Consider the following 22,066-nt stretch of genomic DNA (forward strand, 5'->3'; position numbering starts at 1 on the left):
CTGCACGAATCGCCAGTAGAATCCGTACACGTGACTTCCGCTCCCGCCAAGCCCCGCATCCCGAACGTCCTCGCCGGACGCTACGCCTCCGTCGACCTCGCCACCCTCTGGTCGCCCGAGCAGAAGGTGAAGCTGGAGCGCCGGCTCTGGCTCGCCGTGCTGCGTGCCCAGAAGGACCTGGGCATCGAGGTGCCCGACGCCGCGATCGCCGACTACGAGCGCGTCCTCGACCAGGTCGACCTGGCCTCGATCGCCGAGCGCGAGAAGGTCACCCGGCACGACGTGAAGGCGCGGATCGAGGAGTTCAACGACCTCGCCGGGCACGAGCACGTGCACAAGGGCATGACCTCCCGCGACCTCACGGAGAACGTCGAGCAGCTGCAGATCCGGCTCTCGCTGGAGCTGATCCGCGACCGTTCGGTGGCCGTCCTTGCCCGCCTCGGCAAGCTGGCCGGCGAGTACGGCGAGCTGGTCATGGCCGGCCGCTCCCACAACGTCGCCGCGCAGGCCACGACGCTGGGCAAGCGGTTCGCGACCGCCGCCGACGAGCTGCTCGTCGCGTACGCCCGGGTGGAGGAGCTGCTCGGCCGCTACCCCCTGCGCGGCATCAAGGGCCCGGTCGGCACCGCTCAGGACATGCTGGACCTGCTCGGCGGGGACGCCGGCAAGCTCGCGGAGCTGGAGCGGCGGATCGCCGGGCACCTGGGGTTCTCGCAGGCATTCACCTCGGTCGGCCAGGTCTACCCGCGCTCGCTGGACTACGAGGTGGTCACCTCCCTCGTGCAGCTCGCGGCGGCGCCGTCGTCGCTGGCCAAGACCATCCGGCTGATGGCCGGGCACGAGCTGGTCACCGAGGGCTTCAAGCCGGGCCAGGTCGGCTCGTCCGCGATGCCGCACAAGATGAACACCCGCTCCTGCGAGCGCGTCAACGGCCTGATGGTGATCCTGCGCGGCTACGCCTCGATGACCGGCGAGCTGGCGGGCGACCAGTGGAACGAGGGCGACGTGTCCTGCTCGGTGGTGCGCCGGGTGGCCCTGCCCGACGCGTTCTTCGCCCTGGACGGCCTGCTGGAGACCTTCCTGACCGTGCTCGACGAGTTCGGCGCCTTCCCGGCCGTCGTGGCCCGTGAGCTGGACCGCTACCTGCCGTTCCTGGCCACCACCAAGGTGCTGATGGGCGCGGTGCGGGCCGGGGTGGGGCGCGAGCTGGCGCACGAGGCGATCAAGGAGAACGCCGTCGCCTCCGCCCTGGCGATGCGCGAACAGGGCGCCGAGCGCAACGAACTGCTCGACAAGCTGGCCGCCGACGAGCGCATCCCGCTCGACCGGGCCGGTCTCGACGCGCTGATGGCGGACAAGCTCTCCTTCACGGGCGCCGCGGCCGACCAGGTCGGGGTGGTCGTGGGCCGGATCGAGGAGATCGTCAAGCAGCACCCGTCGGCCGCCGCGTACACCCCCGGGGCCATCCTCTGACCCGCTTCACCCGGGCCGAGCTGGAGGCCGCCCGCGACCGTCTCGTACCGGACGTCGTCGCGGACGGCCTCCGCGTGCTGTTCTGCGGGATCAATCCCGGTCTGATGACGGCGGTGACGGGCCACCACTTCGCCCGGCCGGGCAATCGCTTCTGGCCGGTGCTGCACCTGTCCGGGTTCACGCCGCGGCGGCTGGCTCCGTCGGAGCAGGACCTGCTGCCGTCGTACGGCCTCGGGATCACCAACGTGGTGGCGCGGGCCAGTGCGCGGGCCGACGAGCTGACCGCCGAGGAGTACCGGGAGGGCGGGCTGCTGCTGACGCGGAAGGTGGCGCGGCTGCGGCCCGACTGGCTGGCCGTGGTGGGGGTCACCGCCTACCGGGCGGCGTTCGACGACCGGCACGCGCGGGTGGGGCCGCAGGAGCGGATGTTCGGGAGCACACGCGTGTGGGTGCTGCCCAATCCCAGTGGGCTCAACGCGCACTGGACGACGGAGACGATGGCGGAGGAGTTCGCACGGCTGCGGGTCAGGGCGGAGCCTTCTCGGTGACGACCGCCAGCAGTCGCACCTCGTCCGTCTCGTCCCGGTCGGCGACGGCCAGCGCGATCCAGCGGCCGGTGCCCCCGGCCTCCCAGAGGTACGCCACGCGCGCGCTCACGCTCAGTCGGGCCCACGGCTCGGGTATCTCCTCCCGGTCGGTCCGCAGCAGCACCGTCTGAAGGTTCAGGGGGTCCCCCTGCCCACCCCAGCGGGCGGCGAGCCGCTCGTGGAGGGCGTCCCGGTCCTTCTCGTACTGCTCCACCGTCACCGCCCGCTGCGCCGGGCACCCGCCGCGCAGGCCGTGGCTGGTCTCCAGCACCGCCGTGAAGTGACCGGGAGCCCCGGCGCCCACGTCCGACGGGCCGTGCCCCGCCGGGAACGGGCGGTGGCACAGCTCGTCGATGAGGGCGATGTGCCGCGCGATGTCCATGCCGTCCAGTAAACCGTTCGGCACTGACATTTGGCGGCCCGTCAGCCGGCCCGCGCGCTCAGGCGTCCCGTCGGCGCAGCCGCCACGCGCCGGCGAGGAGCGCGGCCGCCGCCCACAGCGCGGTCACCACGAGCCCCGTCCAGGGGCCCAGGTGCCCGTCGTGCGCCTGCTGGACGACGACTTGCCCCGCCCTGTCCGGCAGGAAGTCGGTGGCGCCGCCCGCCACGTCCCCGATCACGAAGGAGACGACGAGGATGAACGGGATCAGGGTGGACAGGGTGGCCACGCCGCTGCGGAACACGGCGGTGAGGCCGGCCGCGAACAGGGCCATCAGGGTGAGGTAGAGCGCCAGGCCCGCGACGCCGCGCAGCTGCTGGCCGGCCGTGAGTCCGTCCGCGGCGGAGCCCAGTCCCGCTCGGGCCGCGAAGAGCGCGGCGGACGCCGTGAGCAGCCCCGTCACGAAGGTCGGTACGGCGACCACCACCAGCTTCGCCGCGAACCACCGCCCGCGCCGCGGAACGGCGGCCAGGGAGAGCCGGATCCCGTTGCCGTGGTACTCGGAGGACACGGCCATGGCACCGAAGGCGATGGCGGCGATCTGACCGGGCATGACCCCGGAGAGGGCCGTGAACAGCGGATCGAAGTCCGGGTCCGAGGTGTCGGAGACCCCCGCCAGCGCGGAGAAGGCCGTGGTGACCGCGAAAACGGCCAGCAGCGTGCCGCACAGCGAGCGCAGGCTGAGCACCTTGAGCGCCTCGGAGCGGAGTACGGGCGTGAAGGACATGGTCAGGCCTCCTGGCGCTGTGCGGTGAACTCGGTCTCGGCGGCCGTCAGGTCGAGGTAGGCCTGCTCCAACGTGCCCTCGTCCGACGTCAGTTCCAGTACGGGCACGCCCGCGCCGGACAGGGCGCGGCCGATGTCGTCGACGCGCGCGCCGGACACGGTCCAGTACCCGTCGGCGTGCTCCACGGCGGCGTGTCCGTGCCGGGCGAGCACGGCCTTCAGGGCGGTGGCGTCCGACGTGCGGACACGTACGCGCGGTTGGACGCGCGCGTCGATGAACTCCCGCATCGGCAGATCGGCGAGCAGCCGCCCCCGGCCGAGGACGACCAGGTGGTCGGCGAACGACGCGGTCTCGTTCATCAGGTGGCTGGACACCAGGACCGTGCGGCCCTCGGCCGCCAGGCGGCGCAGCAGTTCGCGGATCCAGATGATGCCCTCGGGGTCGAGTCCGTTGGAGGGCTCGTCCAGCATGACCACCGCGGGCTCCCCCAGCAGCGCGGCGGCGATGCCCAGCCGCTGGCGCATGCCCAGTGAGTACGTCCGCACCCGGCGGCGCGCGACCGACGCGATGCCCGTCTCCTCCAGCACCTCGTCGACCCGGCGCGCGGGGACGCGGTTGCTCGCCGCGAGCACCCGCAGGTGGTCGCGGGCGGTGCGCGAACCGTGGGCGGCGTCCGCGTCGAGCAGGGCGCCGACGTGCCGCAGGGGTTCGGGCAGGGCGCTGTAGAGGCGGCCGCCGACGGTCGCCGTCCCCGAGGTCGGCCGGTCGAGACCGAGGACGAGCCGCATGGTGGTGGACTTGCCGGCCCCGTTGGGGCCGAGGAAGCCGGTGACCCGGCCGGGGCGCACGGTGAAGGTGAGGTCGTCGACGGCTCGTCGGGTGCCGTACTCCTTGGTGAGGTTCTGGGCGTCGATGCTGGTCATGGCAGCAGCTTGACGGCACGTCAGCGGACAAGGCCTCCCCCGCCGGTGGAGATCGCCTCCCCCGTGCGGGGGAGGTCCACCGTCAGTGGTGGCTGGCACGATGAGCCGATGGTCCGCTTTCTGCGCCCGCTGGTCCGGGGGGCTACGTACACACGCATCGTGTACCTGTGGGTGCCCATGCTCGTCGTGAGCGTGTGGGCGCTCGTCGACGACACGAGGATGTGGGTTCCGGCCGCGCTGCTGGTCCCGGTCGGTCTCATCCCGGCGGTGCGCACCGGTGAGGGGGTCCAGGCGCGTTGGCTTCTCACGCCCGGCCAGGAGGACACGGGTTTCTCGGTGGCCCCGGCGAAGACCTGGCGCGACCGGCTGCGCACGGTGGTGTGGCTGCAGGCCCGCCTGCTGCTGGGCCTGTCGACCGCCGGCGCCTGCGTCTGGCTGCCGATCCTCGCCGTCGAGCTGGGCCGGCTCTCCCTCGGGCACCGGGTCGACGGCATACCCGTACTGCGGGACGCCGCGCCGCACTGGGCGTACGCGCTCCTGACGCCGCTCCCCCTCCTCGCGCTGTACGGCGCGGTGGTGGGTCTCGGTGCCCTGGCGACGGCGGGCGCCCGCGCGCTGCTCGGCCCGTCCGCCGCCGAGCGGCTCACCGCCCTGGAGGAGCGCACCGAACAACTCCTGGAGCGCAATCGCATCGCCCGTGAGCTGCACGACTCCATCGGCCACGCCCTGACGGTCGCGGTCGTGCAGGCGGGGGCGGCCCGCGCGGCGAACAGCCCGGAGTTCACCGAGCGGGCCCTCACCGCGATCGAGGAGACCGGCCGGGCCGCGCTGGAGGATCTGGAGCGGGTGCTCGGCGTCCTGCGCGAGACGCGGACACCGGTGAGCTCCCGGCCGACCCTCGCGGACGCCGGCCGGCTCCTGGAGTCCGCGCGCGTCTCGGGGGCCGAGATCGATGCCGAGGTCACCGGCCCGCTGGAGACGCTGCCGGGCCCGGTCTCCCGCGAGGGATACCGCATCCTCCAGGAGTCGCTGACCAATGTGCTGCGCCACGCGGGCGCGGTGCCGACCCGGGTCCGCGTGGCGGTGGCGGAGGGCGCGCTCACCCTGGAGGTGCGCAACCCGCTGCCGGACACCAGGGCCTCGTCCGCCCGCGGCAGCGGCCTGCGCGGCATCCGCGAGCGGGCCGCGCTGCTGGGCGGGTTGGCGCACACGGGCCCCGACGCCGGCGATTGGCGGGTACGCGTCGAGCTGCCGCCGGGCTGATCTACGCTGGGCGGATGCCGGTCAGAGTGCTCCTCGTCGACGACGAACCCCTCGTACGCGCGGGTCTGCGGGCCGTGCTGGAGGCGCAGCCGGACATCGAGGTCGCCGGTGAGGCGGCGGACGGGGCGGCGGTCGTCCCGCTGGTGCGCCGGCTGCGGCCGGACGTGGTCGCCATGGACGTCCGGATGCCCCTGCTCGACGGCATCGAGGCGACGCGCGCGCTGCTGCGGACGGTGGCCGACCCGCCGAAGATCCTCGTGGTGACGACCTTCGAGAACGACGAGTACGTGTACGAGGCGCTGCGCGCGGGTGCGGACGGGTTCCTGCTCAAGCGCGCCCGGCCGGCCGAGATCGTGCACGCGGTCCGGCTGATCGCCGAGGGCGAGTCGCTGCTGTTCCCCGCCTCGGTGCGGCAACTGGCCGCCGAGTACGGCGACGACGGCGGGAACCGGGCGGCCCGCGCCACGGTGGAGCGGGCACGGCTGACCGAACGGGAGGGCGAGGTGCTGCGGCTGATGTCGCGCGGGCTGTCGAACGCGGAGATCGCCGCCCGGCTGGTCGTCGGCACGGAGACGGTGAAGTCGCATGTGAGCGCGGTGCTGGCGAAGCTGGGGGCACGGGACCGCACGCAGGCGGTGATCACGGCGTACGAGTCCGGGTTCGTGGCACCCGGGTGAGCGACACGCACGGCCCGGGAAGGCCAGGACCGGCACTCGCCGGGGCGCGACGGGCCGAGTACCATCCGGCGCACACGCGCACGAGCTGGGAGGACGGACCTTGGGAGGCCTGACCGGCGGGGATCCGTCGCTGTTGCGGAGGATCAACTCCGCGGTGGTGCTGCACGCGTTGCGTGCGACGGACTGTGCGACGCTGACGGAGATCACCCGGGTGACCGGCCTGTCCCGGCCGACCGTCGAGGGCGTCGTCGAGGGGCTGATAGAGGCGGGCCTGGTGGTCGAGGCGGCGGCCGACGAGGGCACCGCCCGGCGGCAGGGGCGGCCCGCACGGCGTTTCCGGTTCCGGGCGGAGGCGGGGCATCTGCTGGGTCTGGAGATCGGGCCGCACCGCGTCGCCGCGCTCCTGGCCGACCTGGACGGCCGGGTGATCGGCGCCCAGGCCAAGGACGTGGACGAGGGCGCCTCGGCCGACGAGCGGCTGGAGCGGCTGCGCACGGCCGTCGCCGAGTTGCTGCGCCGGGCCGGGGTGGCGCGCGGCTCGCTGCGGGCCGTGGGCGCGGCCACACCGGGGATCGTCGAGGCGGACGGCACGGTCCGGCTGGGGACCGCGCTGCCGGGGTGGACGGGCCTGAGTCTGGGCGAGCGGCTGAGCCGCTCCTTCAAGTGCCCGGTGCTGGTCGAGAACGACGCGAACGCGGCGGCGGTCGCCGAGCACTGGAAGGGCGCCGCGACGGAGTCCGACGACATCGTGTTCGTGCTGGCCGGGCTGAGCCCCGGGGCCGGGGCGCTGATCGGCGGGCGGCTGCACCGGGGCTACGGCGGCGCGGCCGGGGAGATCGGCGCACTGCACCTGATGGGCCAGGACGTGACGCCCGAGACCCTGCTGTCGACGACCGACGAGCCGCTGCATCCGCTGGACGAGCAGGCGGTCGCCAAGGTCTTCGCCCAGGCCCGGGAAGGCGATCAGCGGGCCCGCGCGGCGGTGGAGCGTTTCACCCAGCGGCTGGTGCACGACGTGACGGCGCTGGTGCTGGCCCTGGACCCGGAGCTGGTCGTCGTCGGCGGCTGGGCGGCGGGACTGGACGGCGTACTGGAGCCCTTGCGGCGGGAGCTGGCGCGCTACTGCCTGCGCCCGCCCCGGGTGGCGCTGTCGCTGCTCGGTGAGGCCGCGGTGGCGACGGGCGCGCTGCGGCTGGCCCTCGACCACGTGGAGGAGCAGCTGTTCGCGGTGGAGGGCGCGACGGCACGCCGCTGACCCGCCGGGAGGCGGGTGCGGGCGGGGCCGGTCAGGAGGCGCGGGTCTGCGGGCCGTGGTGGATCTCCACGTCGCCGGAGTCCGCGAACGTCAGGCGGCAGGTGTCCGCGCGGTAGGTGGCGACGGAGAGGGCGGCGGTGCGGCCACCGGCGAGGTAGCGGGTGGTGACCACGAGGACGGGCGCGCCCGGGAGGCGGTCCAGTTCCTTCGCGTCGTCGGCGCCGGCCGAGCCCAGCTCGACGGCGCTCTCCCGGCGCTCCAGGTCGCCGCGCTGGAGTTCGCGCAGTACGGCACGCGCGCGGGCGGCGCCGGAGGGCGACTCGATGGCGGTGAGCTCGGGGACCGAGGCCGACGGGACGTAGAGCAGCTCCGCCGCGACGGGCTGGCCGTGTGTCACGCGGGAGCGGCGGACGGTGTGGACGGGCTCCTCGCGGCCGGTGCCGAGGGCGTCGGCGACGGCCGCGGGCGGGGCCGCCGGCGCGCAGTCGACGGGCTCCCAGGCGTCGTCGGCCGTGCCCGGCCAGGCATGCTGTCCGGTGCCGACGGCGACGCCGACGCGCGGCGGGGCGACGGTCGTGCCGACGCCCCGGCGGCGCTGGAGGCGGCCTTCCAGTTCGAGCTGCTCCAGGGCCTGGCGGAGGGTCGCGCGGGCGACGCCGAAGCGGGCGGCGAGCTCGCGTTCGTTGGGCAGCACCTCGCCCACCGCGAACTCCGAGTCCAGGGCCTCGCTGAGTACGGTCCTGAGGTGCCAGTACTTCGGTTCCGGCACCGATTCCAACTGCGTGGTCCCCACCCTGTCCTCCGCAATCGCCGTGGTCCGGCGGCGTTTTGACGCCCTTGTTTATTAAAGGTTGTTGCAGTTCTCTGCGACCATAGGACGCCCTACCCCCTTGGTCAAGACCAATCCGGCTAGGCGAGGTCGGCCAGGGAGAGCAGTTTGTCGGGGTTGCGGATGATGTACACCGACTGGATGCGCCCGTTGGCCACCTCGACCTGGAAGACGGAGTCGGGCTTGCCGCCCGACAGGGCCAGCAGGGCCGGTCCGCCGTTGATCTCCAGGAAGCGGTAGGAGAAGTCCGGGACGCTCTTGCGGGCCGCGCCCTGGAGGAATCGGGCCACCTTCTCGGAGCTCTCCAGCACGCGCAGGGGCGCCTTGGACTTGCCGCCGCTGTCGCCCACCAGCCTGACGTCCGGCGCGAGCAGCTCCATCAGCCCGGCCAGGTCACCGCCGGCCGCGGCGGCGAGGAAGCGCTCGGTGAGGTCGCGGCGCTGCGCCGGGTCCACGTCGTAGCGCGGGCGCCGCTCGTCGACGTGCCTGCGGGCGCGGCCGGCGAGCTGGCGCACCGCGGCCTCCCCGCGCTCCAGCATGGCGGCGATCTCGGCGTACGGGTAGCCGAACGCCTCCCTGAGCACGAACACCGCCCGCTCCAGCGGCGACAGGGACTCCAGGACGACGAGGACGGCGAGGGACACGGAGTCGGCGAGGACGGCCCGCTCGGCGGTGTCGGGCACGGTGTCCCCGAAGTCGGTGACGTAGGGCTCGGGCAGCCACGGGCCGACGTAGGTCTCGCCGCGCGACCTGATCTGGCGCAGCCGGTCGATGGCGAGGCGGGTGGTGACCCGCACCAGGTAGCCGCGGGGCTCGCGGACGGTGGAGCGGTCGGCGCCGGACCAGCGCAGCCACGCCTCCTGGACGACGTCCTCCGCGTCCGCCAGGCGTCCCAGCATGCGGTAGGCGACACCCAGGAGGACGGGGCGGTGTGCCTCGAAGACGTCGGTCACGGTTTCGGTGGTCACCGCTCCATACCAGCGGACGTGTCCGGTCGTGTCCAGACGGAGCCGCCGGGGGCTACCCGTCGGTAGCTCTTACTGACAGGCTGTCTACGCAACGCATCGTCAAACGCACCGTCGTCCGCGTGTCCCGACAAGGAGCCCCATGTCCGCAACGCTCTCCTTCACGGCCCCCACCCCGCACGGTCCGCAGGACATCACCGTCGCCTACGCGCGCGTGGGCACCGGCGAGCCGCTGCTCCTGCTGCACGGCATCGGCCACCACCGGCAGGCCTGGGACCCGGTGGTCGACATCCTCGCCACCGAACGCGAGGTGATAGCCGTGGACCTGCCCGGGTTCGGGCAGTCGTCCGCGCTGCCGCAGGGGATGCCGCACGACCTGCCGACCACGAACGCGGTGCTCGGCGCCTTCTGCGCGACGCTGGGGCTCGACCGGCCGCACGTGGCGGGGAACTCGCTGGGCGGCCTGCTCGCTCTGGAGCTGGGCCGCCAGAACCTGGTGCGGTCGGTGACGGCCCTGTCCCCGGCGGGCTTCTGGACGCAGGCCGAGCGGCGCTACGCCTTCGGTGTGCTCATGGGAATGCGCCGGACCGCCCGGAGCCTCCCCCTCCCGCTGGTCGAGCGGCTGTCCCGCACGGCCGTCGGACGCACCGCGCTGACCAGTACGATCTACGCCCGCCCCGCCCGCCGCTCCCCCGAGGCCGTGGTCGCCGAGACGCTCGCGCTCGCGCACGCCGAGGGGTTCGCCGAGACGCTGCGGGCCGGACGGAGCGTGCTGTTCACCGACGACGTGCCCGGCATTCCCGTGACCGTGGCGTGGGGCGACCGGGACCGGCTGCTGCTCCCCCGGCAGGGCGTCCGCGCCAAGCACGCCATCCCGCGGGCCCGCCTGGTGCGGCTGCGCGGCTGCGGTCACGTGCCGATGAACGACGACCCGGCGCTGGTGGCCCGCGTCCTGCTGGACGGCAGCCGCTCTCAGGAGGCGAGCGCCGCGAGCACTTCCTTCAGCACCGTCGGGTTGTAGGGCATGCTCGCGTGCGGTGTGCGGTCGTCCGGGTCGATGTCCTGGAGCACGATGTTCTTGACGTAGCGTCCCTCGGTCTCCTCCAGGGCGCATGAGGTGTACGGGGTGACCACGTCGTCGTGCCGGGTGGCGATGACCGTGTGCCGGACGCCCTCCGTGGTCTCGCCGAGTTCGGCCAGCTCGCGCTGGAAGGGGTGGTCGTGCTGGAGCTGCGGCCAGGCCGGCACGACCTCCCCGACGGCGCCCTGTTCGAGGAGTTCGACCGCTCCGGGGATCTGGCGGGCCAGGTTCAGCAGCCCCTGGGCGGTGACTCCGTGGTTGCTGGGCGCGATGCCGACGAAATTGTGCACCTTGGGCCCGCCGCCCAGCGCGTTGAGGTAGTACCGCGGCATCATGCCGCCCTGTGAGAAGCCGACGACGTCGACCTGCTGGGCGCCGGTGCGCCGCAGCACCTCGTCGACGAAGTCGGCGAGCTGCCGGGCCGAGTGCTTGATGTCGCCCAGTCCGAAGATCACGGGGTTTCCGTGCTGGCCGTAGTCGAGCCGGAAGACCCGGTGGCCGTGCTGCCGCAGCAAGGGTGCGGCTGAGGTCCACGTGTAGCCGCGGTTGCCGAAGGTGCCGTGCACCAGGACCACGGGGCGCGGATGCTCCTCGCCGGCCGGGACGTTCCAGTCGTCCTCGCCGGCCTGTACGTCGACGGTCGCGATGAGCTGTGCGGCGCCGGCCTGTCCGAGGCCGGTCAGTCGGTGCGGGGATTCGGTGAGGTCCGTGGTGACGTCCTCGGAATTGACCCCCGGGATGCGGGGATTAAGGAAACTCACGACGCTCTCCCTGTCGTTGGGACGGCCCGCCGGGATCGCCGATGGGCACGCTGCGACTTCTCAGTCTCGCGTCCATCGAATTGCACAACGATCCCTCGTCCGAGGGAAAGAATTCCCTCCATGGAGTCATTAGGGTCCGTTCTTTCGAATGCCTCACCCGGTCCGTCGGAAGGCGGCGCTGCGCAGCATCCGTACATACCAGCCGCATTCGACGGGACGCGCCACCCGCCCGGTCAGCGCCCGCTCGGCGCAGTCCATGCCGCGCTCGAACGCCGCGTCGTGCAGCGGCCGGACGACCAGCGCCCAGGCCAGCCAGCGGACGCCGCGCGGGCGGACGACGAGGGTGTTGCGCAGCACGGTCCGCCCGTCGTCGAGACCTTCGAGGCTGAATTCGTGGAAGCCGTCGAAGCCCGGGGGGCCGGTGAAGCGGCAGCGGATCCAGCGGCCCGGCACGTAGTGGCTCACCACATACCGCACCGGTCCGTGGCCGCCGGACACACCGACGGCCAGCGGCCGCTCGAACCGCAGCGGTGGCCAGTCGGGCGGCCAGAGGCGGTCGTGCTCGCTGCCCAGCGAGTCGATCAGCGCGCCGATCCTGTCCGGTGTGCCGGGCAGCGGGCGTTCATGCACGTTCAACACGGTGATCACGCGATGGATGATGCCCGCTCCGGTTTCTCGGGAAATCCGCCGAAGGAGCGGTCGCAACGCACCACCGGAGCGCGCATTCCGCGCCGTGCGCCGTCGCTCGTACGCCAACGCGCGGGCGGTGGGCGGGCGTTGCGCCTGGGGGGTGCGGCGGCGCCCGAGCGTAAGCACAGATGAGACGGAAACCGCCGGTACGGCACGCAGTGAGGGGGAGACGGCCATGGCCGCAGGGACCGAAGGGACCGAGTCCGGTGACGAGGGGGTGAGTTGGCTCGACCTTCCGCCCCAGGCGCTGCCCGGCGAGTGGCAGCCCCTGCTGGGGCGGCCCGCCCTGGCGGAACTGCTCGGGCACCCCCTCGTGGGCGCCGCGCTCACCCGGATGCGCCGGCTGCCGCCACGGGTCGCCCTGCACTCCCTGCGGACGTTCCTGCTCGCCGACGCCCGCGCGCGGGTCGACGGCATGGCCTACGACCGGGTCGGGCTGCTGGCCGCCGCGGCGTTCCACGACGCCGGGCTGGTGGGGCGCTCGCCGCTCGGGCGCGGCGGATTCCCGGGCCGGTCGGCCGAGTTGCTCGACCGCTTCCTGGCCGGCCATCAGGTGGGGGCGGCCCGGCGCGGGGCTCTGACCCGCGCGGTGCGTGAGCACATGCGGCCGTTCCCGGCGCGGGGGGCCGGGCCGGAGGCGCGGCTACTGCACTTCGGTGCGTGGCTGGACGTGACCGGGCGCGGCGAGCACCACGTGCCGGGTGACCGGCGGCGGCTGTCCGAGCTGGCGCCCACTCCCTGGTTCGCCGTCTCCTTCTCCGCCCGGGTCGCGGCCTGCGGGCTGCGCCGGATGCTGCCCGCATCCCCGGCCGCCCACCGGTGAGCGCGGAGCCGGGCAACTCGCTCTACCCGTCGCGAAAGGAACCGCAGACATGCAAGAGGACCAGCGTGTTTTCGACGTCGCCATCGTGGGTGGCGGCATCGGCGGGACGATGCTGGGGGCCGTGCTCGCCCGCAACGGCGTGCGCGTGCTGCTGCTGGAGGGCAGCGGCCACCCCCGCTTCGCCATCGGAGAGTCCACCGTCCCCGAGACCACGTTCGGCCTGCGGGTGCTGGCCCGCCGCTACGGCGTCCCGGAGATCGAGCACCTGGCGACCAACGGGGCGCTGCGCCGCCACGTGTCGTCCAGCTGCGGGGTCAAGCGGAACTTCAGTTTCGTCTACCACCGGGAGGGCGAGCCGACCCGGCCCGACGAGTGCACCCAGTACCCCACCTGGGGTCCGCCGCTCGGCCCGGACTCGCACTACTTCCGGCAGGACGTGGACGCCTACATGTTCCACGTCGCGGTGTCCTACGGCGTCACCGCGTACACCCACACCCTGGTCGACGACGTGAAGTTCGAGGAGGACGGTGCCACCCTGGTCACCCGGGACCGCGGAAGCTTCCGCGCGTCGTACGTGGTCGACGCCGGCGGGATGCGCGCCGTGCTGCCCGAGCGGCTGGGGCTGCGGCAGGAACCGCCGTACCGCACGCGCTCGCGCACGATCTTCACGCACATGGTGGACGTGCGCCCCTTCGACACGGTGGCGCCGCCGCGCCGGGAGCACGGCATGCCCAGCCCGTTCAGCCAGGGCACGCTCCACCACATGTTCAAGGGCGGGTGGCTCTGGGTCATCCCGTTCGACAACCACTCGACCAGCACCAGCGAGCTGTGCAGCGTCGGCGTCAACCTCGATCTCGACCACCATCCCCGCCCCGACGACGTCCCGGCCGAGGAGGAGTTCTGGCGGCACGTACGCCGGTTCCCCAGTGTGGCCCGGCAGTTCGACCGGGCGCGCGCGGTGCGGCCCTACGTGTCCACCGACCGCACCCAGTTCGCCTCGCAGAAGGTGGTCGGCGACCGCTGGTGCCTGCTGCCGCACGCCAGCGACTTCATCGACCCGCTCTTCTCCAGTGGCCTCGCCGTGACGGTGATGGCGCTCAACGCGCTCGGCCACCGCCTCATCGAGGCCGTGCGCCAGGACGACTTCGACACCGCCCGGTTCGCGTACCTGGACCACTGGACCAAGCGCATGTTCCGGTTCTACGACGACCTGGTGTCGTGCAGCTACATCTCGTTCGACGACTTCGAGCTGTGGAACGCGTGGAACCGGGTGTGGACGATCACCACGCTGTACGGGACGAACGCGCAGAACCAGGCCGCCGTGACCTTCGAGAAGACCGGGGACACCGCCTGCTTCGACGCTCTGGAACTGCCGCCCTACCGGGGCCTGCAGGGGGTCGACAACCCGTGGGTGGAACGGCTCTTCGACCAGGCGAGGGACGCGGTGCTCGCCTACCGCGCGGGCGACTCGACGAAGGAGCGGACCGTCGCCCGCATCTACGAGCTGCTGCGCGAGAGCGAGCTGTGCCCGGCCGTGTGGGGCACCCTCGATCCCGAAGACCGGTGCCCCGCGGGGGTGTTCACCCTGTGGCCGCTGATGAGGATCCTGCTCTGGGGCAAGTTCCGCTCGCCGCGGCACGTCCGCGGTTCCTACTTCACCGGCGGCGCGCGGATGGTGGGCAAGGAGGCCGTCCAGGCGTACACCACCGAGCTGCGGGCCGGCGGCTCCCAGGTCCACCAGACCGTGCGGGACATGTGGGTCAACTGGAACCGGGACTGGGCACGGCGTCCGGCGCCGCGGAAATGAGCGCGAAGAATCATTCCTGCCAACGGGCGGAAGTACACATTCCGGTTTGCCGCTCCAGGGCCTCGGGTAGAAAAAGCACATGGCCGAGAAATAGAAAGTCGGCCGCGATTTCCCCTGCTCAATCCGAGAGACAACGGGCTGCAATCCACAATGGCGCGACATCCCACCTGCCAATCGCCCGCTGAATGCTCCTGGGAAGACATCTTCCAGCATCAGGACCGCCTCATGCGGTTGGTTCGGCGAAGACTGCCAAGTTTTCAGGACGCCGAGGACTGCGTTCAGGAAACCATGGCCCGCGCAGCCGCCCACGCCGCGTTGGACAGGAATCGACTCGGTGCCTTTCTGACGTCCGTGGCGCTTCGCCTCTGCATCGACTTCTACCGTGACATGGACCGTCGCAGCAGACTTCTCCAGCGCGCGGTCCTCCTGGACTCCTCCGGCACGACCGAGGAGGACGTCTGCGACCGGGACTTCGGCACATGGCTCCTGGCCCAGGTGCAACACCTCCGGGGGCGGGAGCAGGAAGTCATACTCGCCCGGTCGAAGGGAATTTCCACAGCGGAATTCGCCCGCATGCACAACATTTCCGTCAAGGCGGCCGAGGCCGCCTTCACCCGGGGCCGCGCACGCCTCAAGAACGTGTGCGCAAAGGCCCTGGAAGGCTGCATCCAGTAAGCCACCGAGCGACAGTCACCCCATCGAAGAGAAACGGAAAGGGAGACCACCCATGTCCAACAACAAGAACATCCAGGACATTTTCAAGGATCTCGTCGGCAATATGGCCGACAGCGGGAAGGAGGCGTTCGACGACATTCTCAACCGCCCGGAGAAGTCCGGCTCGTGCCGCTCCGGCAACCCCGTCGACACGCTGGCCGGGCTGCCCGCGAACGCCCTCGGCGCCCTGGCCGGCGCCGTCAACCCGGCGACCGCGCTGGCCGGCGCGGCGAACCCGCTGGCGGCCCTCGCGGGCGGTGTGGGCGGCGTGGGCGGCCTGGCCGGCGCGGGCAACCCCCTCGCCGGGCTGGGTGGGGACGCCGCGAGCCAGCTGAGCAACATCGCGAACGCGGCGCAGAACCCGCTGGCCGCACTCACCGGGGCCGCGGGCGCGGGCAACCCGCTCGCGGCCGTCGCCGGGGCGGCCAACCCGCTCGCCGCACTCAGCGGCGCGGGCAACCCGCTGGCGGCGCTGGGCGGTGCGGCGAACCCGCTGGCGGCCTTCGGCGGCGCGGCCGGCGCCCTCGGCGGGCTCGGTCAGCTCGCCGGAGGACTCGGGCACGCGGCGGGCGGGGTCGGCGACCTGATGTCGCTGCCGAGCCAGCTCACCCAGCTGCTCCAGGTGCTGCCCAAGCTCATCGAGACCCTCCAGGGCCTGCAGAACCTCACCAACCTGCCGGGCCAGGCGGCACAGCAGGGTCTCGGCGCCCTCCAGGGCCTGACCGGCCAGCAGGGCGGCGGCGGCGCCTCCCAGGGCGGAAAGCCCTCGACGACCAGCTGACCGTCGCACCAACCTCCCGTCGCCCCACCGTCCCACCGTCCCACCTTCAAGGAGGACACACGATGGCGTCTGCCGTCGGCGACCGGCTGCGTCTCGTGGTCAAGGTCCTGGGCAGCCTCGTTGCCGACGAGGTCGGACAGGCGACACGGCTGCGGAGGCGCACCCGACAGGACCTGCGGTCCCCGGCGGAGGGCACCGACGCCTCCGCCGGGTCCGAGCTGCGCCGTGCGAAGGCGGTGCGGCAGGCGCTGGAGAGCCTGGGACCGTTCTACGTGAAGCTCGGCCAGATCCTGTCCACCCGGCCGGACATGGTGCCGCAGGCGATCCGCGAGGAGCTGCAGAACCTGCACGACCAGGTGGACATCCAGCCGTTCTCGGTGTTCGAGCCGGTGCTGGCGCGCGACCTCGGGCCGGACTGGAAGCTGCGCTTCGACGACGTCGAGACCGTCGCCCCGCTCGGGGCCGCATCCCTCGCCCAGGTGTACCGGGTGACCCTGCCCGGCGGGCGCCCGGCCGTGGTGAAGATCCAGCGGCCCGGCATCCGGGACGGCGTGCTGGCGGACATGGCCCTGATGCGCCGGGCGTCGAAGATCGTGGCCCGGGTGGCGCCCCGGTTCAACGAGGTCATCGACATCGAGGCGATGCTCGGCTCGGTCTTCGACGCGATGGAGCCCGAGCTGGACTTCAACGGCGAGGCCCGCAACATGGACGAGGCCCGCGAGCACGTCCGGCCCTTCCGCTCGCTGGAGGTGCCCCGGGTCCTTTACTCCAGCCCCCGGGTCCTGGTCCAGTCGCTGGCCGGCGGCAGGTCGGTACGGCACATCGACCGCGCCCACTTCACCGACGACGAACGCGTCGAGATCGGCAAGGACCTGCTGCGCTTCATGTACCACGGGTACTTCGTGCACCGCTTCTTCCACGCCGATCCGCACGCGGGCAACGTCTTCGCCGCCCCCGGAGGGCCCGCGACGCTGATCGACTGGGGCATGGTGGGCCGCCTGGACCGGCGCACCAGCCTGCAACTGCTGCCGCTGTTCATGACGTTGGCGCAGAACGACGGCGCGGGCCTGGCCCAGCACTGGGCGGAGATGGGCCGGATCACCCCGTGGGCCAACATGCCGGCGTTCGCCGCCGACATGGCGGCCTTCGTGCCCAAGGTCTCCCATCTGGCGCTGGAGGACATGAACTTCGGCGTCTCGCTCACCACCGTGCTGGCGAAGGCGACCAAGCGGGGCATCGGGTCACCGCCGTCCGTGTCACTGCTGGGCAAGTCCTTCGCCAACCTGGACGGCTCGGTGCGCTGCCTGGCTCCGGAGATCACGCTGCCGGAGGTGTTCCAGGGCGAGGTGCCGAAGATCCTCCTCGCGCTGGGCCGCGAGTTCCTCGGCCGCAACCAGTTCGCCCGCAACTCCATGGAGCTGCTGCTGGCCGCGGTCACCAGCCCCGACCAGGCCCGCGGGGTGCTGTCCGACATCGCCAACCGCCAGTTCGCGCTCAACGTCCACGAGCCGCGTACCCCCGCCGCGATGGGGGGTCAGCGGCCTTCCCGCCCCTCCGGCGGGCTGCTGGCCCTCGGCGCGCTCGCCGTGCTGCTCAGCCGCCGCCGGTCCTCCTGACCCCCACCCGTCCGCCTGCCCGGACCCACCGACACGGAGGTTTCCCATGCCGGACCCCGCACCGTCCCAGCCCCCGCCCGCGCCGGGCACTCCCCTGCCGGACGGGCTCTCGCGGGTCGCCCTCTGGACGGCGTCGGCCCACGCCCGGGAGTTCGGGCGGTCCGCGCCCTACGTCCGCGATCCGTGGGCCGCCGACTTCGTCCGCGCGGCCGGCCTCACCGGCGGCCCCCCGGGCGACGGCCCGCTGCAACGGCTGCTGCCCGACTGGGCCGTGGTGCGCACCCGCTTCTACGACGAGTTCCTGGTGGGCGCGGCCCGGGCCGGCTGCCGCCAGGTGGTGCTGCTCGGCGCCGGTCTTGACACCCGCGCGTTCCGCCTCGACTGGCCCACGGGGACCCACGTCTTCGAGGTCGAGGATCCGGCGCTGTCGGCCTTCAAGGAGCACGTGCTGGACCGGGCCGCGCCGTCCTGCGGGCGCCGCAGCACCGTGGGTGCCGACCCGGCCGGACCGTGGGGCGGGGAACTGCTCGCCGCCGGGCTGGATCCGCGGCGGCCCACCGCGTGGCTGTCCGAGACGTACCTGTACCACCTCCCGCGGCGCACGGTGGAGTCCCTCGTGCGCACGATGACGGAACTGTCCGCGCCCGGCAGCGTCTTCGGCGCCGAGTGTGTGAACGCCGACGCCGCCTCGTCGTCGTTCGTGGCGCCGTTCCTGGATGCCCTGTCGGCGACCGGGATCTCCTGGCAGTGGCAGCTCGCCGATCCGCGGGACTGGTGGGCGCGGCAGGGCTGGGACGCGGAGGTGGCCGACCTTTTCACGCTGCCGTACGTGGTGCAGCGGCTGGCGCCCTACCTGCCGCTGCTCACCGAGGCCGCGGCGAAGTGCGTGTTCCTGACGACGGGGACGCTGAAAGGGCGCTGACCGCCGGGCGCACGGCGAGGGCCCCGGGCACCTGCCGCCCGGGGCCCTCGCCGTGCCGCGTACCGCTACGGCCGTTCCAGTTCGAGCAGCGCCGCGAGCCACAGGTCGGGGAGCGCGTCGGCACTCGTCAGGGCCTCGTCGTGGATCACCGCGAGGCAGGCGGTGTCGTGCTGGAGCGTCAGGGTGGTGAGGCAGCGGATGCCGGCGCCGAGCCCGGAGTAGACGACCGACCGGCGGGCGGTGTTGCCCTGGTGCACGAGGGCGCTGCCGAAGTCGACGCTGCTCACCGGTCCGGCGACGGAACGGCCGTTGACCATCCGGGTGCCGACCCGGGCGCCGATGCCTCTGGGACCCGCTGCCATCAGCAGCCGCAGGGCGTCGCGGTGCCGGCCGGTGCGCAGCGTGTCGGTGCGGGTGACCACCCGGGTCAGGGCGTGCAGCGGGGACGGCGCGTCGCAGGGCAGCAGGACGCGGGCGACGACGAGCCGGTTGCCCGGCGCGCACTCCTCGCCCCGGGGCCGTACCGACATCGGGACCGCGACCGGCAGCGGGGGGTGGGCGGCGCCGGTGCTCTTCCGGTGCCAGGTGCCCACCGCGTGGGCGAGCGCGGCGAGGAAGACGTCGTTCACCGTGGCGCCGTGTGCGCGGCCGACGGCCCGCAGCCGGGCGACCGGGACGACGGCCTGGCACAGGGTGGTCCGGCCGCTCACCGGTACGTCGAAGGCGGGCTTGTCGGTGGCGCGGAAGGAGGCCGCCATGTCGCCGACCGCCCCGGCGAGTCCGCCGAGTACGGGCCTGCGGGGGCGATAGGGCGGCGGCCCGCCCGCGGGGTGGTCGTCGAGCAGGGCCCGGGCGGTGTGCGCGGCACCCACGCCGTCCTGGAAGGTGTGGTCGGTGCGGTAGCACAGGCTGTGTCCGCCGGTGGGGCCGTGCACCAGCCACACGTCCCAGGGCGGACGGCCGTCGCCGCCCATGGGACGGGACAGCATCAGCCGTCCGGCGCCCGCGCCGTCGTCGTCCCCGGGCAGCCACGCCTCGTGCACGTGCCGTTCGACGTCGATCCCGTCGACCCGGGAGAAGGTGCGGCTCTGCCGCGCGATGCGGTAGCGCAGCGCCGGGATGCGGGCCGCCCGTTCGGCGACCCGGGCGCGCACCGAGTCCAGGGTGGGCGCCCGGCCGGAGAACCCGAACAGGAAGCCGGCCGGCAGCGGTCTGCCGCCCATGGCCAGGTGGTAGGCGACGTCGGCGGTGCCCATGGGCAGGGATGCCGGCAGGGCGTCGTGGGCGCCGGGGCGGGGGTCGTGCATCGGGAACCTCTCGTTCGGTTGCGGGACATGGGTACCGCGCCGCACCGGCCCGTCAGCACGCGTACCGCGCGACACGCCCGAGCGTGTCCACGTACCCGCGCAGCACGAACCGGCCGGGCCCGCCCACGGGCAGCCGGGGGGCCCTGGAGCGGTGCCACGGCAGCGGTTCGCCGGGCTCCGGCTCGCCCAGCAGGGCGGCGGCCACGTGCGCTCCGTGCGCCACGGACAGGGCTAGGCCGTGGCCGCAGCAGCCGCCGACGTACCAGACGTCGGGCAGGCCCTGGACCGGCCCGACCACCGGCAGGTCGTCGCCGGTCATGCCGATCCGGCCCGACCAGCGGTGGGTGACCCGGACCCGGGCGAGGTCGGGGTGGAGGGACCGCAGCCATCCCTCCAGCCGGGCCCAGGCGCGCTCGCGGAGCGCCCGGAGCCGCGGAGCGCCGAGCCCGGCCGGGACGGTGGCGGTGCCGCCGCCCGCGACCAGCCCCCGGTCCGGCAGCAGCCGGAAGTACGGGGCCAGCGGCACCGCGTCGACGACGGCGTGGCCCGCGCGCCCGCCCAGCGCCTCGTACGCGGTGTGGCTCAGCGGCTCGGTGGCGACGGCGTACACCTCCAGCGGCAGGACCGTGCCGACCGGCAGGTCCAGTGCCTGGGCGGCGGAGTTGACGGCGAGCACCGCCTGCCCGGCGTAGAGCCGGCCGTGCGGGAGGACCAATTCCGGGCCGACCAGATCACCCGGGCGCACGGCCAGCAGCGGGCTGCGGCCGTAGAACCGCACCCCCTTCTCGGCGCAGGCTCGGGCGAGGGCGCAGGTCAGGGCGGCCGGGTCGAGCGTGGCAGCGGGCCGGTGCACGAGAGCCGCCCGGTAGGGCACGCCGACGCGTTCGCGGATGCCGGCCGGGGTGAGGACCGGCATGTCCAGAGCGAGTTCGCGGGCGGCGCGGGCCTGGCGGGCGAGTGCCACCAGGCCCGCCGGGGAGCGGGCGGCCATGAGCTGGTCGCCGGCGCGGAGCCCGCAGGGCACGTCCAGCCGCGCGCACAGGTCGAGGACGTCCCGCACCGCCCGCTCACCGGCGCGGTGCATGCGGCGTGCGGCGTGCGGTCCGAAGCGGCGCACGGCCCGGTCGAGGGCGGGCCCGGCGCGCGGGCCGAGCAGACCGGTGCCCCGGCCGCTGGCCCCGGCGGCGGGCTGCGCCGCGTCCACCACGGCGATGTCGAGGCCGGGCGCGCGTTCCGCGAGGTGGTAGGCGCAGGACAGTCCGGCCAGGCCGGCCCCGACGACGGCCACGTCCGCGGTGACCACGCCGTGCAGCTGGGGCTGGGACGGCAGTTCCGCCGGGGCCCAGCGCGGCGTTCCGTCCGGCGGCCCGGTCATCCGGCGGCGTCCGGGAGCGGATCGGTCAGCGCGCCGAACCGGCGGTCGTGCCACAGCAGCGGGCGCCCGGCGCCCACGTGCACGGCGGCGACCCGGCCGACGACGAGGTGGTGGTCGCCGTAGCGGCGTACGTCCTCGGTGAGACAGACCGACCAGGCGAGCGCCCCGGCCAGCACCGGGACGCCCAGGACCTGCCGGGTGTCGGTGCCGGCGAACCGCTCGGCCGCGGTGGTCGTCGGTGAGGCGAACCGGCCCGCCAGGTCCTGCTGTTCCTCGCGCAGCAGGTGCACGGCGAAGGTCCGGCGGGCACGGACGGCGGCGAGGGTGCGGGAGCCGTCGCGCAGACAGGCCAGGAGCAGGGGCGGGCGGGCGGAGAGCGAGGTGACGGCGGAGACCGTCATGCCGAGCGGTCCGTCCTCGCCGCGGGCGGTCACCACGGCCACCCCGGCGGCCAGCTTCGCGTACAGGCCGAGGCAGCGGGCGGCGCCCGGTCCCGGTTCCTCGTGCAGGGGTTCGGCGGGCGGTGGGGCGTGCCGCTCGGCCGTCCGGTCAGCGACGAGCCGCAGCCGCGCGTTCATCGATCACCTCCGCGTCCGCCAGGCCCCGCAGCACCCGGGCGATGTTGGCCCGTACCGTCGACTCGGCCACCGGGTCGAGGATCTCGGCGAGGGACGGGATGCCCAGGTCGAAGGCGGCGGTGAAGACGACGAGCGTGCCGCCGTCCCGCGCCTCGCAGCGCCAGCTCCCCTCGAAGGTCTGGAAGTCGCCGCTGAGCTGTTCGAAGGTGAGGGAGTTCGTCTCCGGCGAGTAGGTGTCGCGTTCCCGCCACCGCATCAGGCCGCCCCGGAACTCGACGGTCCAGTCGGAGACGGTGGAGCCGTCGGGCAGCGGCGGTTCCACGCGCACCTCGCGGAAGGTGGCGCTGTACTCGGGGTAGCGGGGGAAGTCGCTGATGCGGCGGTAGACCTCGGCGGGTGACAGGCCGCCGGCGAGGGCGTGCAGGACCACGTGGCGCATGGGTGGGTCGGTTCCTTCCCGGAGGGTTCGCGGA

Annotated in this window: 23 protein-coding genes; 12 read left to right on the plus strand and 11 right to left on the minus strand. The window is 73.5% G+C overall.

The window, feature by feature from the left end; genetic code table 11:
• Window positions 1–30 precede the first annotated feature (30 nt).
• Both purB and mug read left to right on the plus strand, forming a co-directional pair.
• A complete protein-coding gene (purB, locus tag ACGF3J_RS26435; protein ID WP_161331475.1) occupies window positions 31–1,473 on the plus strand; it encodes an adenylosuccinate lyase in 1,443 nt (480 codons plus the stop codon).
• Window positions 1,470–2,021 (plus strand): G/U mismatch-specific DNA glycosylase, encoded by a 552-nt coding sequence (gene mug / locus ACGF3J_RS26440; RefSeq protein WP_161331476.1) that lies wholly within the window; start codon window positions 1,470–1,472, stop codon window positions 2,019–2,021. Before purB ends, mug begins: the two co-directional genes overlap by 4 nt.
• On the opposite strand, the gene ACGF3J_RS26445 is transcribed toward mug, so the two are convergent.
• The 3 genes from ACGF3J_RS26445 to ACGF3J_RS26455 are packed head-to-tail and all read right to left on the minus strand — an operon-like array spanning window position 1,999 to window position 4,149.
• On the minus strand, window positions 1,999–2,442 hold the full coding sequence (locus tag ACGF3J_RS26445) for a hypothetical protein (RefSeq protein WP_393854946.1): 444 nt from the start codon (window positions 2,440–2,442) through the stop codon (window positions 1,999–2,001). The two genes, mug and ACGF3J_RS26445, sit on opposite strands and share 23 nt — an antisense overlap.
• A 58-nt stretch (window positions 2,443–2,500) precedes the next feature.
• The gene (locus ACGF3J_RS26450) at window positions 2,501–3,226 is read right to left on the minus strand and encodes an ABC transporter permease (RefSeq protein ID WP_393854947.1); all 726 of its coding nucleotides are present in this window, start codon (window positions 3,224–3,226) and stop codon (window positions 2,501–2,503) included.
• Window positions 3,227–3,228: 2 nt separating this feature from the next.
• A complete protein-coding gene (locus ACGF3J_RS26455) occupies window positions 3,229–4,149 on the minus strand; it encodes an ABC transporter ATP-binding protein (RefSeq protein ID WP_393854948.1) in 921 nt (306 codons plus the stop codon).
• Between the two features lie 108 nt (window positions 4,150–4,257).
• On the opposite strand from ACGF3J_RS26455, the gene ACGF3J_RS26460 reads away from it, so the two are divergent.
• The 3 genes from ACGF3J_RS26460 (at window position 4,258) to ACGF3J_RS26470 (ending at window position 7,344) form a co-directional block, all read left to right on the plus strand.
• Window positions 4,258–5,412, plus strand: coding sequence for a sensor histidine kinase (locus tag ACGF3J_RS26460; RefSeq protein ID WP_393854949.1), 1,155 nt, complete (start codon window positions 4,258–4,260; stop codon window positions 5,410–5,412).
• A gap of 14 nt (window positions 5,413–5,426) precedes the next feature.
• Window positions 5,427–6,089 (plus strand): response regulator transcription factor, encoded by a 663-nt coding sequence (locus ACGF3J_RS26465; RefSeq protein ID WP_161328023.1) that lies wholly within the window; start codon window positions 5,427–5,429, stop codon window positions 6,087–6,089.
• 100 nt (window positions 6,090–6,189) lie between these two features.
• Window positions 6,190–7,344 (plus strand): ROK family transcriptional regulator, encoded by a 1,155-nt coding sequence (locus ACGF3J_RS26470; RefSeq protein ID WP_161328024.1) that lies wholly within the window; start codon window positions 6,190–6,192, stop codon window positions 7,342–7,344.
• A 31-nt stretch (window positions 7,345–7,375) separates the two neighbouring features.
• On the opposite strand, the gene ACGF3J_RS26475 is transcribed toward ACGF3J_RS26470, so the two are convergent.
• On the minus strand, window positions 7,376–8,137 hold the full coding sequence (locus ACGF3J_RS26475; protein WP_393854950.1) for a GntR family transcriptional regulator: 762 nt from the start codon (window positions 8,135–8,137) through the stop codon (window positions 7,376–7,378).
• 116 nt (window positions 8,138–8,253) lie between these two features.
• Window positions 8,254–9,141 carry an RNA polymerase sigma-70 factor gene (locus ACGF3J_RS26480; RefSeq protein ID WP_161329522.1) on the minus strand — a complete coding sequence of 296 codons (888 nt, stop codon included), beginning with the start codon at window positions 9,139–9,141 and terminating at the stop codon, window positions 8,254–8,256.
• A 139-nt stretch (window positions 9,142–9,280) separates the two neighbouring features.
• Between ACGF3J_RS26480 and ACGF3J_RS26485 the strand changes: the two genes are divergently transcribed.
• Entirely contained in the window at window positions 9,281–10,159 is an 879-nt protein-coding gene (locus ACGF3J_RS26485; RefSeq protein WP_161329523.1) for an alpha/beta fold hydrolase, read from the plus strand.
• Here ACGF3J_RS26485 and ACGF3J_RS26490 read toward each other — a convergent pair.
• The gene (locus ACGF3J_RS26490; protein WP_161329524.1) at window positions 10,111–10,980 is read right to left on the minus strand and encodes an alpha/beta fold hydrolase; all 870 of its coding nucleotides are present in this window, start codon (window positions 10,978–10,980) and stop codon (window positions 10,111–10,113) included. The two genes, ACGF3J_RS26485 and ACGF3J_RS26490, sit on opposite strands and share 49 nt — an antisense overlap.
• A 153-nt stretch (window positions 10,981–11,133) precedes the next feature.
• Window positions 11,134–11,628: an SRPBCC family protein gene (locus ACGF3J_RS26495; protein WP_346346147.1), complete on the minus strand. Its 495-nt coding sequence runs from the start codon at window positions 11,626–11,628 to the stop codon at window positions 11,134–11,136.
• Window positions 11,629–11,845: 217 nt separating this feature from the next.
• On the opposite strand from ACGF3J_RS26495, the gene ACGF3J_RS26500 reads away from it, so the two are divergent.
• The 6 genes from ACGF3J_RS26500 to ACGF3J_RS26525 all read left to right on the plus strand — a co-directional run bounded on the left by ACGF3J_RS26500 (window position 11,846) and on the right by ACGF3J_RS26525 (window position 18,333).
• The gene (locus tag ACGF3J_RS26500; protein ID WP_237552584.1) at window positions 11,846–12,493 is read left to right on the plus strand and encodes a hypothetical protein; all 648 of its coding nucleotides are present in this window, start codon (window positions 11,846–11,848) and stop codon (window positions 12,491–12,493) included.
• 49 nt (window positions 12,494–12,542) lie between these two features.
• Window positions 12,543–14,300, plus strand: a complete 1,758-nt coding sequence (locus ACGF3J_RS26505; RefSeq protein WP_161329525.1) for an NAD(P)/FAD-dependent oxidoreductase — start codon at window positions 12,543–12,545, stop codon at window positions 14,298–14,300.
• A gap of 150 nt (window positions 14,301–14,450) precedes the next feature.
• Complete coding sequence (locus ACGF3J_RS26510) at window positions 14,451–14,975, plus strand: RNA polymerase sigma factor (protein WP_272924145.1); 525 nt, start codon at window positions 14,451–14,453, stop codon at window positions 14,973–14,975.
• A 52-nt stretch (window positions 14,976–15,027) separates the two neighbouring features.
• Window positions 15,028–15,795: a hypothetical protein gene (locus tag ACGF3J_RS26515; RefSeq protein ID WP_393854951.1), complete on the plus strand. Its 768-nt coding sequence runs from the start codon at window positions 15,028–15,030 to the stop codon at window positions 15,793–15,795.
• Between the two features lie 62 nt (window positions 15,796–15,857).
• A complete protein-coding gene (locus ACGF3J_RS26520; RefSeq protein ID WP_161331595.1) occupies window positions 15,858–17,411 on the plus strand; it encodes an AarF/ABC1/UbiB kinase family protein in 1,554 nt (517 codons plus the stop codon).
• A gap of 46 nt (window positions 17,412–17,457) precedes the next feature.
• The gene (locus tag ACGF3J_RS26525; RefSeq protein ID WP_161331596.1) at window positions 17,458–18,333 is read left to right on the plus strand and encodes an SAM-dependent methyltransferase; all 876 of its coding nucleotides are present in this window, start codon (window positions 17,458–17,460) and stop codon (window positions 18,331–18,333) included.
• Window positions 18,334–18,398: 65 nt separating this feature from the next.
• Here ACGF3J_RS26525 and ACGF3J_RS26530 read toward each other — a convergent pair whose 3' ends face one another.
• The 4 genes from ACGF3J_RS26530 to ACGF3J_RS26545 are packed head-to-tail and all read right to left on the minus strand — an operon-like array spanning window position 18,399 to window position 22,032.
• On the minus strand, window positions 18,399–19,640 hold the full coding sequence (locus ACGF3J_RS26530) for a wax ester/triacylglycerol synthase domain-containing protein (RefSeq protein ID WP_393854952.1): 1,242 nt from the start codon (window positions 19,638–19,640) through the stop codon (window positions 18,399–18,401).
• Between the two features lie 52 nt (window positions 19,641–19,692).
• On the minus strand, window positions 19,693–21,015 hold the full coding sequence (locus ACGF3J_RS26535; protein ID WP_393854953.1) for an NAD(P)/FAD-dependent oxidoreductase: 1,323 nt from the start codon (window positions 21,013–21,015) through the stop codon (window positions 19,693–19,695).
• Window positions 21,012–21,593 (minus strand): flavin reductase family protein, encoded by a 582-nt coding sequence (locus tag ACGF3J_RS26540; protein WP_202557783.1) that lies wholly within the window; start codon window positions 21,591–21,593, stop codon window positions 21,012–21,014. Before ACGF3J_RS26540 ends, ACGF3J_RS26535 begins: the two co-directional genes overlap by 4 nt.
• Window positions 21,565–22,032 (minus strand): aromatase/cyclase, encoded by a 468-nt coding sequence (locus ACGF3J_RS26545; protein WP_161327623.1) that lies wholly within the window; start codon window positions 22,030–22,032, stop codon window positions 21,565–21,567. Before ACGF3J_RS26545 ends, ACGF3J_RS26540 begins: the two co-directional genes overlap by 29 nt.
• Window positions 22,033–22,066: the final 34 nt, after the last annotated feature.

The sequence above is a fragment of the Streptomyces sp. NPDC048171 genome, assembly GCF_043202655.1.
GTDB lineage: Bacteria > Actinomycetota > Actinomycetes > Streptomycetales > Streptomycetaceae > Streptomyces.

What these genes read in the sequence shown, in the direction of transcription:
- ACGF3J_RS26445 (WP_393854946.1), bottom strand. Translation starts at nt 2,442, where the DNA reads ATGGACATCGCGCGGCACATCGCCCTCATCGACGAGCTGTGCCACCGC.
- ACGF3J_RS26450 (WP_393854947.1), bottom strand. Translation starts at nt 3,226, where the DNA reads ATGTCCTTCACGCCCGTACTCCGCTCCGAGGCGCTCAAGGTGCTCAGC.
- ACGF3J_RS26455 (WP_393854948.1), bottom strand. Translation starts at nt 4,149, where the DNA reads ATGACCAGCATCGACGCCCAGAACCTCACCAAGGAGTACGGCACCCGA.
- ACGF3J_RS26460 (WP_393854949.1), top strand. Translation starts at nt 4,258, where the DNA reads ATGGTCCGCTTTCTGCGCCCGCTGGTCCGGGGGGCTACGTACACACGC.
- ACGF3J_RS26465 (WP_161328023.1), top strand. Translation starts at nt 5,427, where the DNA reads ATGCCGGTCAGAGTGCTCCTCGTCGACGACGAACCCCTCGTACGCGCG.
- ACGF3J_RS26485 (WP_161329523.1), top strand. Translation starts at nt 9,281, where the DNA reads ATGTCCGCAACGCTCTCCTTCACGGCCCCCACCCCGCACGGTCCGCAG.
- ACGF3J_RS26500 (WP_237552584.1), top strand. Translation starts at nt 11,846, where the DNA reads ATGGCCGCAGGGACCGAAGGGACCGAGTCCGGTGACGAGGGGGTGAGT.
- ACGF3J_RS26505 (WP_161329525.1), top strand. Translation starts at nt 12,543, where the DNA reads ATGCAAGAGGACCAGCGTGTTTTCGACGTCGCCATCGTGGGTGGCGGC.
- ACGF3J_RS26510 (WP_272924145.1), top strand. Translation starts at nt 14,451, where the DNA reads ATGGCGCGACATCCCACCTGCCAATCGCCCGCTGAATGCTCCTGGGAA.
- ACGF3J_RS26515 (WP_393854951.1), top strand. Translation starts at nt 15,028, where the DNA reads ATGTCCAACAACAAGAACATCCAGGACATTTTCAAGGATCTCGTCGGC.
- ACGF3J_RS26520 (WP_161331595.1), top strand. Translation starts at nt 15,858, where the DNA reads ATGGCGTCTGCCGTCGGCGACCGGCTGCGTCTCGTGGTCAAGGTCCTG.
- ACGF3J_RS26525 (WP_161331596.1), top strand. Translation starts at nt 17,458, where the DNA reads ATGCCGGACCCCGCACCGTCCCAGCCCCCGCCCGCGCCGGGCACTCCC.
- ACGF3J_RS26530 (WP_393854952.1), bottom strand. Translation starts at nt 19,640, where the DNA reads ATGCACGACCCCCGCCCCGGCGCCCACGACGCCCTGCCGGCATCCCTG.
- ACGF3J_RS26535 (WP_393854953.1), bottom strand. Translation starts at nt 21,015, where the DNA reads ATGACCGGGCCGCCGGACGGAACGCCGCGCTGGGCCCCGGCGGAACTG.
- ACGF3J_RS26540 (WP_202557783.1), bottom strand. Translation starts at nt 21,593, where the DNA reads ATGAACGCGCGGCTGCGGCTCGTCGCTGACCGGACGGCCGAGCGGCAC.
- ACGF3J_RS26545 (WP_161327623.1), bottom strand. Translation starts at nt 22,032, where the DNA reads ATGCGCCACGTGGTCCTGCACGCCCTCGCCGGCGGCCTGTCACCCGCC.